Here is a 12,778-nt window from a genome sequence, read left to right on the forward strand (position 1 = left end):
GAAGCAGATCATGCATATGAAACACACTCTGAGTATTTCGGCACTGGCCTTGCTGGCTGGTTGCGCGGTGAATCCCAAACCGCTCACACCATCACAAATTGATACTACGGCGCGGGAAAATATCGTTGCGGTGGATGCCGAACAGGAACCGGTGACCGCACCGATCAACCTTTATGAGGCGATGGCCCGGGCGCTCAAATATAATCTCGACTACAAGGTCGAGCTGATGGAAGAGGCGCTCAAGATGCGGGAGCTGAATGTGTCACGCTATGACATGTTGCCGCAACTGGTTGCCAATGCGGGCTATGCCGGAAGGAATAATTTTTCGGGGGCCAGTTCGCTCTCGCTGATTACCCGGCGGCAGTCTCTGGAGCCGTCTACTTCGGCCGAGAGGGATATATTCACCGCTGACCTGTCGCTCAGCTGGGATGTGCTTGATTTTGGTCTGTCCTATGTCCGCGCTCAACAGAAAGCAGACGAATTTCTGATTTCCCAGGAACGCCGGCGCAAGGTGGCCAACCGGATCATTGAAGATGTCCGCACCTCCTATTGGCGCGCGGTCAGCGCCGAACGGCTGCTGACCAAGCTGAAAGAGCTGGAAGGCAATGTCAGCACCACGCTCGACAATAGTGAAAGACTGGCCGAACGCCGCCTGTCGGCGCCGCTCACCGCGCTGACCTACCAGCGGGAACTGGTCCAGATTCAGGCGGAAATCCGAAAACTGCAGCGCGAACTGGTGGTTGCGAAAGCACAGCTTGCTGCGCTGATGAACCTGCGCCCAGGCACCGATTTCTCGCTGGTCCTGCCGGACCGGACAGAGACTTTGCCCGCCGTCCAATATACGGGCGAGGATATGATGATGACCGCGCTGAAAAACCGCGCTGAGCTGCGTGAGGTCAGCTATCGTCAACGGATCAATGCCAAGGAGCTGGACGCGACACTCTTATCGGCTCTCCCCAGTTTCCGCGGCATATTGGGCGTGAATGTCGATTCCAACGACTTCCTCTTCAACAATAACTGGTTCCAATATGGCGCGCAGGCGAGCTGGAACGTGCTTAACCTGTTCAAGCTCGGCCCCAAGAAAAAGGCGGTTCGGGCGCAGGACGATCTTTTGCGGCAACGCGAGCTAGCGCTGACCATGGCGGTGATGACACAGGTCCACGTATCGCGGGCGCGCTTTGGCCATTTGCAGGAAGAATTGCAGACCGCCGAACATCAGCACCGGGTGCAGGACAAGATCCTCTACCAGATCCGTGCGGGCCACAAAGCCGGTGCGATGAGCCAGCAGACCCTCCTGCGCGAGGAAATGAACACTCTCGTAGCAGAGGTGAAATATGATATAGCTTATGCCGAAGCGCAAAATGCCTATGCCAATCTCTTTGCATCCATGGGCATAGATGATTTCGCGCCGGATCTGACAGGCCGCGAGGATGTCAGCACATTGACCGCATCCCTGACCAACCTGTGGCAGGAACGCGAAGCGGCGATGACACTGGATCAATAGGAAGTTCTGATGAGCGAAGAAACCGGAGACGGGACTCCGGACATAGAGGAAAAATCAAAGGCTCCATGGCTATGGGGTGGCGGCATTGCGCTGGCCGCAATCATAGGTGTGGGCATTGCCAGCAGCGGTGATGGCCCCAATTGGTCAAGCAATGAAGCGGCAATGAGCGCCACGGAAGAACAGCCAACCGAAACGACAGAGGCACAGGCGCAAAAGCCGGAACCCAAGTCTGATCCGGATGTTCGCGGTGTCATCAAGCCGAAGCAGGAGTCAACCGTTGCATCGCGAATGACCGCGCGGATTACGTCCATGCCCTTTGGCAAGGGACAAAGTTTCCGCAAAGGTGCTTTGCTCGCACAATTTGACTGTTCGGCGATCCGGGCAGAGCTGAAAGCCGCACAGGCGGCGGCCAATGCCTATAATGTGACGTACAAAACGAACGTGGAGCTCGACCAGTATGAAGCGATTGGCAAGAATGAAGTCGCCGTGGCCAAGGCCAATCTCGGCAAGGCCAATGCGGAGGCCAATGCGATCAAGGCCAACCTGACAGACTGTGCGGTCTACGCTCCTTTTTCCGGAACGGTTGTTGAAGAAATTGCAGGCCGCGGAGAGATAGCGGCGAGCGGCCAGCCATTGCTGACGATCCAGAGCGGCGGCGATCTTGAGGTCGAGCTGATCGTTCCGAGCAACTGGCTGACCTGGCTGCGTCCCGGCGCGGACTTCACTTTCAAAATCGACGAAACCGGTGCGGATGTGACGGGTCAGATTACCCGGCTGGGCGCTTCGGTCGATCCGGTGAGCAAGACCATCCGCGTTACCGGCAATGTCGACAAAACCGAAAGCCTTGTCTTGCCGGGGATGAGCGGCACGGGCGTGTTTGTGAAGCCGTCGGACAAACCAGCACAGAGCGCGGCGGAAAAAGCATCGTCCAATGCCTCTACCCAATCAGAAGCAGCAAAAGCCGATGGCCGCCAGCCCTCCTGATTCCGATCCTGCACCGATTGCGATATTGCCGGTAGCCTCTGGGGGAGCACCCTTGTCGGGCGATGCCAATATGCTCGCCAGCCTGTTGCAATTTGAGGCCGAGATACGCCGCCAGCCGGGCGTGGCGGAACTGCATTATCATGTCGCCAATGAAATGCGCCGTATCCTGCCTTATGAGCAGATGTTCATCGCGCGCCAGCCGCGCATCGGTGATGATTTTCATATCGTCTGTGCATCCAGTATATCATCGGTCGATCGCAATGCGCCGCTGATTCAGGCGATGGAAAAGCTGATCGCGAAACTGGCCAAAGATAATGGTCTGGACCGGCCGCATGATTTCACCGTCGGCGCGATGAGCGATGATCCGGCGCTGGTCGAATATCCCTATGGGGAATGCCGTTGGCAACCTTTGCTCGACGGCGAGGAAAAGGTCTTTGGCGCACTGTTGGTCATGCGGGAGGCGCCATTTCGCGAAGGCGAAGGCTATCGGCTGACACGGCTGTCGGAAACCGTTTCGCATAGCTGGCGGGCGCTGACCGGAGACAAGCCGGTCAAACGCATCGGCCGTTTTGGCCGCAAGGAGAAAATCGGCATATTGGTCGCGCTGTTGGTGATCGCGCTCTTCCCGGTTCGCATGACCGCATTGGCCCCTGTCGAAGTTGTTGCCGCGCGTCCGTTCATGGTTGCGGCCCCGTTTTCCGGTGTCATTTCCCGCATCCATGTGGCCCCCAATGCTGCCGTTGAGGAAGGCGCGCTGCTCGTGTCCTTTGATGATGTGAAGCTGTCCAACGAACTGAAACTCGCACAGGAAAAACTGGCCGTGGCCAAGGCGCGGGTAGACCGGTCGACCAGCACCGCCTTTGGCGAGGATGACGAAACCCGCGAGATCGCTACCCTGCGTGCGGAATATGAACTGGCCCAGGCCGACTATAATTTCGCCAATGATGTCATGGGCCTTTCGCAGATAAAGGCCCCGCGTGGCGGCATGGCGATTTACAGCGACCGCCGCGACTGGGAAGGACGCGCGGTCAATGTCGGCGATCCGATCTTGCAAGTGGCCGATCCGGGTCAGATCGCGCTGCGCATCGATTTGCCCGCCGCCGAACAGATGGCGCTCGAACGCGGATCGCGCGTGAAAGTCTGGCTTGATGCACAGCCGCTCTGGGCGATTGAAGGCAAGGTCGAACATGCCAGCTATCAGGCGCGGCAGACAGCAGAAGGCATTTTGGCTTTCGCCGTGACCGCCAAGCCGACGTCGGGCAATCCGCGCATCGGCTCGCGCGGGACAGCCAAGCTTTATGGCGAGTGGGTGCCGCTCATCTATTCGCTGCTCAGGCGACCGATTGCGAGCTTTAGACAAACTATCGGCCTATGACTGCTGCTGCGCCTGTCGAACCGGAACGGCCCTTATTGCCGCCACTGCGGCAGGAGCTCCGGATTGAGCCTGGCGCAGCCCTGGTTACCGGTGCGCCCAGCTGGACCCTGTTTGACCCGGTGCGGCATCTGTTCTTCCAACTGGGCCGGATTGAGTATCGCATCCTCTCCCGTTGGGCATCCGGGGATCTGGCGAAGGTCAATGATGATCTTGTCGCAGAAGGACTGGACGAGAATGAAATCAACACCGCCTTTGGCCAAGTGGTCGACTTTTCCCTGTCGAACAGCCTCACCGTAACGCCAATGGGCGACACCGTTGCCAGCTTCACGGAACAGCGGGAAACGGCCAAAAAGGCGTGGTGGAAATGGACGCTGGACAATTATCTCTTCATCCGCATCCCGATCGTCAAGCCGGCGGCTTTTCTGGAACGGACAATCGACAAGGTCGCGCCGCTGTGGTCCTATCCGGTCTTGACCTTCTTTGCTTTGCTGGCGCTGACCGGTCTGTTTCTGGTTTCGCGGCAATGGGACAGCTTCCTCGCATCCTTCCTCTATTTCTTCAGCTGGCAAGGCCTGATCGCATATGGTCTCGGCCTGTTTGTCATCAAGATCCTCCATGAGCTGGGCCACGCCTATACGGCCACGCGCTTTGGCTGCCGTGTGCCGAGCATGGGTGTCAGCTTTCTAGTGATGATGCCTGTCCTTTATACCGATACATCCGGCGCGTGGCGGCTGACCTCGCGCAAGCAGCGGTTGATGATCGATTGTGCCGGCGTCACGGTCGAGTTGATGATTGCGGGTCTTGCAACCATGGCCTGGGTGTTGTTGCCCGACGGCATGCTGCGCAGCGTTGCCTTCATTCTCGCCACGACCAGCTGGGTGATGAGCCTTGCGATCAACCTCAATCCGTTCATGCGCTTTGATGGCTATTATGTGCTGTCCGACTGGCTCGGCGTACCCAATCTGCAACCGCGCGCTTTTGCCCTCGGACGCTGGCGGCTGCGCGAGATGCTGTTCGCGCTCGGTGATGAAGCACCCGAACAGGTGCCGGACCGATTGCGCCGCGGGATGATTGTCTATGCGTGGATGACGTGGATCTACCGCCTGTTTCTTTTTATCGGCATCGCGCTGCTGGTCTACACGCTGTTTTTCAAATTGCTCGGGGTGATCCTGTTCGTTGTTGAAATTGCCGTCTTCATTGCCCGTCCTGTGATGGCTGAATTCAAGGTCTGGGCCGGCATGAAAGACCGGATATTGGCGACATCGCGAACGCGATTGTTGCTGATTGGAAGCGGCATCGTGCTGTTGCTCTGCCTGTTACCACTTGACCGCCATATTAGCGCGCCAGCCGTGTTGACTCCGATAGGGGCTTCTCCGATTGTCGCGGGTGATCCGGGTAGGGTCGAAAAGCTGTTTGTCGAAAATGGCAACAGGGTTGCCGCAGGCGATCCGCTGATTCAACTGTCCGCGCCGGAGCTGGAGCAGTCGATTGCCGCCACGAAGGTCAGAATCGCCAATCTGCAGCTGCAATTTGGTCGTGGAGCAGCCGACGAGATTGATCTGTCTAACCGCATGGTGCTGGAACGCGAACTCAAGCAGGAACAGGATCAGCTCAGCGGTCTTGAACTGCGCAGTGAGCGTCTCATCTTGCGCGCGCCGATTGCCGGGATTGTGACCGACCTGTCGCCGGATATTCACAGCGGGCGCTGGCTCGGCGGGGCGGAAGCCATTGCCTATGTCGTCACATCCGATGATTATGATATTCAGGCCTATGTTAGCGAAGACGATATCTGGCGCATTTCCAAAGACGCGCGTGGCCGCTTTGTTCCGGATGATCCGGTGCAAGCATCCCGGGCGGCCAAGCTGGTCGAAAAATCAACAAACGCGGTTGAAAGGATCGATCAACCGATATTGGCCTCCGTCAATGGCGGTCCTATCGCTTCGGACAAGGACGAGAATATCTTGCGGCCGCGCACGGCGCTTTACCGCGTGCGCCTGATTGCCTCGAAAAAGGCGTATAAAGATGGTGAGGCTTTGCAGCTAACCCCGGGCAGCGTTGAAATTGCTGCGACCGGTCGATCGGTCGCGGGTGGCTTGCTCGATAAATTGACACGGCTGTTCCGAAGCGAGGCCTCCCTGACCAACTGACCGGATAACGCACGGCGCTTCCCATTGCTTAACCGATTCGCTTCTTTAACCAATCTGATTTATGCTTGTCTCAACAAGAATCACGAGGGGGAAGTCCATGGAACAATTAGGCGCGCTTGATGCGATGTTTGCCTATACGGAGACACGCAATACGCCGATGCATATCGGCCAGCTGCTTATCTATGATCCCTCCACCGCTCCCGGCGGAAAGGTCGGGTTCAAGGACATATTGCGCTATATTGAAGGCCGGCTGGATGGCGCGCGGATATTCCGTCAGAAACTGGTACGAGTACCGCTCGATCTGGACCATCCTTACTGGATTGAGGATGACAATTTCGATCTGGAATATCATGTCCGTCACATTGCCTTGCCGCAGCCGGGCGACTGGCGGCAGCTTTGTATTCAGGCAGCACGGATTTATGCGCGGCCTCTGGACATGGATCGCCCGCTTTGGGAATTCACCGTCATCGAAGGTCTCGACAATGTTGAGGGCATTCCCAAAGGCAGCTTCGCCCTGGTGCACAAATTTCACCATGCGGCGGTGGACGGGCAATCCGGGCTGCAAATGACTTTGGCGTTGCATGACCTTGATGCCAAAATGAAGCCGCGCAAATGGGACAAAAAATGGCGGCCAGAAGCAAAGCCAAATGATCTCGGCCTGCTGATGCGGGCACAGGTGAACAATATCGCCAACCCGGTGCGCGGTCTGCAAACGCTAGGCAAGCTGCTGCCAGTTCCCAAACGGATGTTTGATTTCGCGAGAGAGAATAAACAGCAAAAGGATGCCGCAACCGGCATTCCCAAGACCCGCTTTGGTGAACGGCTGACCCCGCACCGGGTGTTTGATGGCAAGATATTCCCGCTCAGTGATATCAAGGCCATTCGTACCGCCTTTCCCGGCGTGACAGTGAATGACGTGATGCTGACCGTGGTTGGTGGAACCATGCGCGCCTATCTCGAAAGCAAGGGCGAGCTGCCGGATAATACATTAAAAGCGGGTGCGCCAATTTCGGTGCGCGATGACAACGGTGAAGCGGCTGGCGGGAACCAGGTGTCGATGATGACAGTCGGTCTCGGTACCCATATTGCCGACGCTGCAAAACGGTTGGAATTCGTGGCGAAGGAAACAAACCGTTCCAAGCATATGGTCGAAGCCGTCGGTGCGCGGACCTTGATGGAATTGAGCGGCGCAATGCCGGCGGGCCTAACGGCCGCGGCTACCAAGCTCGCCGCGCGCATGGGGCTAGGGCAGACCGTTGCGCCTCAGATGAATACGGTTGTTACCAATGTACCGGGACCGCCGGTTTCAATGTATTTTGCCGGGGCCGAGCTGAAACGCAGCTTTGGCATGGGATTGCCGACGGACGGTATGGGGGTTTTCCATATTGTCACCAGCTATCATGGAGAGGTCATGCTGACGATTACAGCGGACCGTGAGATGCTGCCGGACCCTGCAGCCTATGTTGATTTCGCTGATAAGAGCTTCAAGGCTTTGTTGGCGGCGGCGAAGAAAGCGAGTGCGGCTGCACCCAAAAAACCTAAAGCGAAAAAGGCTGCAGCAAAAAAACCCAAAAAGCGTCTGACTTCGCGTGCCGCTACGGCAGGCAAGGGTCGCAGGAAAACCGCCAAATAATCGCTCGATATCTGGGGCGTGAATCTGCACGCCTTTGCTTGACTCACCGGATGGGATTGCGCATCCATCGGCGCGATTAATTCATCCCAATGGACAGCAAGAGGCGAAAATCCCATGAGCACAGTAGAATTTAATGACCGCGTAGCCATTGTCACCGGCGCCGGTGCCGGGCTTGGCAAGCAGCATGCCATGGAATTGGCGCGGCGCGGTGTGAAGGTTGTCGTCAATGATTTTGGCGGCGCGCGTGATGGCACTGGCGGTTCTGCAACCGTGGCGGAGCAGGTGGTTGCAGAGATCGAAGCCGAGGGCGGTGAAGCGATGGCGGCTGGTTGCAGCGTCACCGATATGCCAGCGGTCGAGAAAATGGTTGCCGATGCGATCGCCAAATGGGGCCATGTCGACATTCTCGTCAACAATGCCGGTGTGCTGCGCGACAAGAGCTTTCACAAAATGGGCATGGATGATTTCCAGTTTGTGATGGATGTCCATCTCACCGGAAGCGCCAATTGCACCAAGGCGGTGTGGGACCATATGCGCGAGCGTCAATATGGCCGCATCGTGATGACCACGTCTTCCACGGGTCTTTACGGCAATTTCGGTCAGGTCAACTATGGTGCCGCGAAACTCGCTTTGGTCGGCATGATGAACAGCCTGCATCAGGAAGGCGCAGGCAAGGGCATTCACACCAACTGCATCTCTCCGGTCGCCGCGACTCGCATGACCGAAGACATCATGCCGGAAGAAGCCTTGAAATTGCTGGTTCCCGAAGCGGTGACGCCGGCGGTGGTCTATCTGTGCAGCGATGGCGCGCCATCCAAGACGATATTGACGGCCGGTGCCGGCGGTTTCGCAGCCGCAAAAATCCTCGAAACCGAGGGTATCTGGCTTCCCGAAGCTGATCGTAATGCCGAGGCCATTGCCGCAAATATCGACAAGATTCTCGATGAAACCGGGATGCAGGAATATGCCAATGGCGGCGGCCAGGGCGGTAAATTCTTCCGCCGGATGCAGGAAGTCATGAAGGGTTAAAAGACCCCCCAATCAGGAGAAAGAATATGCCAGTAATTAATGCAAGTGAACTCGACGACTGGAAAGGCAAGGAAGTCGGCGTGTCCGAATGGTTTGAAGCCAGTCAGGACCGGATCAACAAATTTGCCGATTGCACCGAAGATCACCAGTTCATCCATATTGACGAGGAAAAAGCAAAGGCCACGCCTTTTGGCGGTACCATCGCTCACGGCTTGCTGACGCTCTCGCTGTTGCCAGCCATGTCCTATGGCTGCACCTTGGGCCTCGAAGGCACGGTCATGGGCATCAACTATGGCTATGACAAAGTCCGCTTCCTCAACCCCGTCCGCGCCGGATCAAAAGTCCGCGCGCGCCACGTGCTTGTTGATGCAGTGGAAAAACAGCCGGGCCGCTGGTTGATGACCTATGATGTCACGGTGGAAATTGACGGCATCGAAACCCCAGCCTTGATCGCCCGTTCGTTGGCGATGATTGTGGTGGGATAAGCTCAACCATAGCGAATTTGCGAAGGGCTCTGGATTGGTTTCCGGGGCCCTTTTCTGTTTTGTAACTTGGAAAAAGCCAATATTGCGAGGTTTTTGTCAGCCCGCCGACTTGCTGTCTGTAATGTGGGAATCTGGCTCAAACCAGGTAAAATAACCTTACCTCCAAAATGGATATTCTTACAAGTTGCACATATCTGTAAAGGTAGTTAGCTCTCCTTTGACAGCATCAGTGTTCGTAGATGCTATTAGGGGGACAATATGAAAACACTTATCGCAAGTGCGGCCATTGCCGCATCTACCATCGCGCCTGCATACGCACAGGTCGAAGAGCCGCAAGCAATTGATTCGGCACCTCCGGTCGCGATTTATCCTGAGGAAACTATCGCTCTTCCCGTGAAACTGGAGCCGTTGACATTGAAAGACGGGACGCCTGTGAAGTTGGCTGTGGCCAAAGAAGTGAACAGCAGCACACATGACGCAGGCGATACTTTTGGGCTGACCGTATTGGAGGATGTCCGGGTCGGTGACACAGTCGTCATACCTAGCGGCACACCCGCAACAGCAGAAATAACCTGGCGAACCGGCAAAGGTGCCTTTGGAAAATCCGGTAAGTTGGAATTTGCAATGCGCTCGGTCGAACTGGACGGCCAGAGCATACCTGTTACGGGGAGTTTCCGGCAGGAAGGTGAAGGGAATACTGTCGCAACCGGTGTTGGTGTTCTTGCAATAGGTGTTTTTGCCGGTTTCATTACGGGTAAACGCGCAAGACTGCCTGTTGGCCGGGAACTCATGTCTCAGGTTGCCCAGCCCTTGGAGTTTACTCCAGATGGCCGCTTGTCAGAGGCATATGATTCAAAAGCTGCGATGGCGGCTGCCTTCGCAAATACACCACTTGGAATATGTAAAGCGGAAGCCGAGACATTGACCAAACCGAAGAAGCGAGAAAAAGCGCTCAAGAAATGCTATAAAAAACGCATGGAATAGATTGCGGGTGGCGATGATATTGGTTGCCTGAAAGCAAATACTGTCGATCTTATGAAGGGTTCCGGGTTTATTTCCGGGACCCTTTTTCTGATAGCTGTGTCTGTTCCGGAGACCTTAGCGAATACATTATTTGCAAGCTGGCGTCTCACATTCTATCTGTCACCCAGATATTTGGACAGACCGGGCATTCTTTGAAGGAGTAGTACCGATATGATTTTTACCCGTCGTCAGTTTGGAGCAACCATGCTCGGAGCGGCCTTCGTTGGCCTTGCAACGCGTGCCTATGCGAACCTGCCTTTCACAGGAAAGAATGAAGTTGCTGGATATGGTGAGTTGCTTCCTGATCCGGGCCGTCTGCTCGATCTTCCGGAAGGCTTTTCTTACAAAGTGATTTCCCGGCTGGGCAATCTGATGAGTGATGGAATGGTTGTGCCAAATGCCGCAGATGGAATGGGTTGCATCGACATGGGGGATGGCAAGGTTGCCCTGATCCGCAATCACGAATTGGACCACCGGCAATTGCGTGAAGGCCCTTTTCGCAGCAAGGTCGGTGAGGATTTCAAAGCCTATGACCGGTTGAGCAACGAATCAAAAATGCCCATTCCTGGCGGTACGACCACGCTGATCTATGATATGAAAAAGGGTGTGGTTGTTGATGAATATCTTAGCCTGGCGGGTACGGTTCGTAACTGTTCGGGCGGGATAACCCCTTGGGGTAGCTGGCTTACTTGTGAAGAAAGCGCTCTGGAAGAGGGTGAAGGTGTAAACAAGAATCACGGTTATATTTTTGAAGTGCCGGCCGATCATAAAGGTCTTGTCGACCCCGTGCCGCTGAAAGCCATGGGCTGCTTCGTCCATGAAGCCGTCTGTATCGATCCGCGTACGGGCATTGCCTATATGACCGAAGATCGCGGTGACAGCCTCTTCTATCGTTTCATACCCCATGTAAAAGGCAAGCTGGCCGAAGGCGGCATTCTTCAGGCGCTCGCACTCAAAGGCATTTCAGACACGCGTAACTGGGACGGCAAGCAGATTGATCTAGGGGATAGTCACCGTGCAAGCTGGATCACGCTGGACAATCCTGAGAGAAGCGCCGGAGAGTTGCGTGAGCGTGGAGCAAAACTGGGCGCGACCCTGTTTGCGCGGGGAGAAGGGATTTTCTGGGACGAAAAAGAAGAACAACTTTTCTTCACTTCGACCAGCGGTGGCGCAAAGAAATTTGGTCAAATTTTCCGTTACAAACCGAGCAGGGCGGAAGGGCGTAAAGGCAAACAGGGCAAGCTTTCTCTTTTTCTGGAAAGCGAAGATCCCGCAATCTATAATTTGGGCGACAATATTTGCGTCATGCCGTCGGGTCATTTGATGGTGTCGGAAGATCAATATACCGATATCACCAATAATCACCTGCGCGGGGTCACACCGGATGGCAAAACCTACATGTTTGGCAGAACCCGTATCCAAACTGAATTTGCAGGTGCGTGCTTCTCTCCCGATGGATCGACAATGTTTGTGAATCTCTATTCGCCATCCACAACATTCGCCATCACCGGCCCATGGGATCAAGTGATCAGCACCTGATAAGAGCGATCCTGTAGGAAATCATCGGGTGATTCTGGTGGAACGAACGCTTTCCTACAGGCCCTCTCATGGGCTATGTTCAAGCTGGTTCTTTGACACTGGGAAGCTTACATCGCTTTGCGGTTTGGAGGGCGCGATTTTGAAAGGTCACACTCGCTGGAGTTAGATTTGTAGTTAAAATTTTGATTTTATGTGGTTTTTGATGATCGGCATGATGAACAAAAATCAGCCTTGAGTGTAAACACTTGGCGCAGGAGTAACACCGCTTTCAGAGGTCAGTGATGACTCAAGGCGTCCCGGCAATCCGGATACACTGCCCGGTTACCCATTCCGATGCGGGTGCGCACAGGTAAAGCGTTAGCGCACCGATATCCTGCGGTGTGCCCAAACGTCCGGCGGGCAGGCCGAGCGTGTCTTCGAAGCCGATAAAATCCTCGTCCTTCATGCTGAGCGCTTTTTTGACCGTCTCGGTGGGGACAAAGCCGGGCAGGATCGCGTTCACCCGTGTTTTGGGACCAAGTTCGTGGGCGAGCGTTTTTGTCAGCATCAGCACGCCTGCCTTGGCCGCGCTATAATGACCACTTCCGGGAAAGGGGTCCTGGCCGGCCATCGAGCTGGTGTTGACGATCCGGCTGCCTTCGCCAAAATGCTTGCACGCGGCGCGCACGCCGTGAAAGACCGAGGTCAGGTTGACCGCCATGGTCTTGTCCCATTCGGCTTCATCAAGCTCGGTCAACGGCGCGGAAACCAGCGAACCGCCCGCATTATTGACCCAGATGTCGAGCCTGCCAAATTCATCGACCGCACGCTGCGCAAGCGCCTCCATATCTTCGCGGCTGGTGACATCGGTGACCTGCGCAATGGCGCGCCCGCCCGTATTGCTGGCGTTGATCTCGTCAGCGACGGACTGGATTTCGTCCATGCTGCGTGAGGCGCAAACCACGTTGCAACCGGCGTCAGCGAGTGTCTTTGCCATGCCTTCGCCAATGCCGCGACCGGCGCCAGTGATGACGGCGACTTCGCCGGTGAGATCGAATAGGGGATTGGTCATGAAGGTTC

10 protein-coding genes are annotated in these 12,778 nt (G+C 55.8%); 9 read left to right on the forward strand and 1 reads right to left on the reverse strand.

The genetic code is table 11. The annotated features are described in order from the left end of the window. Window positions 1–16 precede the first annotated feature (16 nt). The 9 genes from AC6I9Z_RS03605 to AC6I9Z_RS03645 all read left to right on the forward strand — a co-directional run bounded on the left by AC6I9Z_RS03605 (window position 17) and on the right by AC6I9Z_RS03645 (window position 11,719). Entirely contained in the window at window positions 17–1,504 is a 1,488-nt protein-coding gene (locus tag AC6I9Z_RS03605; protein WP_461458804.1) for a TolC family protein, read from the forward strand. A gap of 9 nt (window positions 1,505–1,513) precedes the next feature. Further along, on the forward strand, window positions 1,514–2,488 hold the full coding sequence (locus AC6I9Z_RS03610) for an efflux RND transporter periplasmic adaptor subunit (protein WP_461458802.1): 975 nt from the start codon (window positions 1,514–1,516) through the stop codon (window positions 2,486–2,488). Continuing rightward, window positions 2,469–3,863, forward strand: a complete 1,395-nt coding sequence (locus AC6I9Z_RS03615) for an efflux RND transporter periplasmic adaptor subunit (RefSeq protein WP_461458800.1) — start codon at window positions 2,469–2,471, stop codon at window positions 3,861–3,863. Before AC6I9Z_RS03610 ends, AC6I9Z_RS03615 begins: the two co-directional genes overlap by 20 nt. Beyond that, entirely contained in the window at window positions 3,860–6,010 is a 2,151-nt protein-coding gene (locus AC6I9Z_RS03620; RefSeq protein WP_461458798.1) for a site-2 protease family protein, read from the forward strand. Before AC6I9Z_RS03615 ends, AC6I9Z_RS03620 begins: the two co-directional genes overlap by 4 nt. Window positions 6,011–6,107: 97 nt before the next feature. Further along, a complete protein-coding gene (locus tag AC6I9Z_RS03625; RefSeq protein ID WP_461458796.1) occupies window positions 6,108–7,643 on the forward strand; it encodes a WS/DGAT/MGAT family O-acyltransferase in 1,536 nt (511 codons plus the stop codon). Window positions 7,644–7,757: 114 nt separating this feature from the next. Next, window positions 7,758–8,672: an SDR family NAD(P)-dependent oxidoreductase gene (locus tag AC6I9Z_RS03630; protein WP_461458794.1), complete on the forward strand. Its 915-nt coding sequence runs from the start codon at window positions 7,758–7,760 to the stop codon at window positions 8,670–8,672. Window positions 8,673–8,698: 26 nt separating this feature from the next. After that, window positions 8,699–9,157: a MaoC family dehydratase gene (locus AC6I9Z_RS03635; RefSeq protein WP_109355830.1), complete on the forward strand. Its 459-nt coding sequence runs from the start codon at window positions 8,699–8,701 to the stop codon at window positions 9,155–9,157. A 258-nt stretch (window positions 9,158–9,415) separates the two neighbouring features. Then, window positions 9,416–10,141 carry a hypothetical protein gene (locus AC6I9Z_RS03640; RefSeq protein WP_461458792.1) on the forward strand — a complete coding sequence of 242 codons (726 nt, stop codon included), beginning with the start codon at window positions 9,416–9,418 and terminating at the stop codon, window positions 10,139–10,141. Window positions 10,142–10,351: 210 nt separating this feature from the next. After that, on the forward strand, window positions 10,352–11,719 hold the full coding sequence (locus AC6I9Z_RS03645; RefSeq protein WP_461458790.1) for an alkaline phosphatase PhoX: 1,368 nt from the start codon (window positions 10,352–10,354) through the stop codon (window positions 11,717–11,719). 286 nt (window positions 11,720–12,005) lie between these two features. Here the strand turns inward: AC6I9Z_RS03645 and AC6I9Z_RS03650 are convergent, their stop codons facing one another. Beyond that, window positions 12,006–12,770 (reverse strand): SDR family NAD(P)-dependent oxidoreductase, encoded by a 765-nt coding sequence (locus AC6I9Z_RS03650; protein WP_461458788.1) that lies wholly within the window; start codon window positions 12,768–12,770, stop codon window positions 12,006–12,008. Between the last annotated feature and the right edge of the window lie 8 nt (window positions 12,771–12,778).

Source organism: Parasphingorhabdus sp., assembly GCF_059726685.1.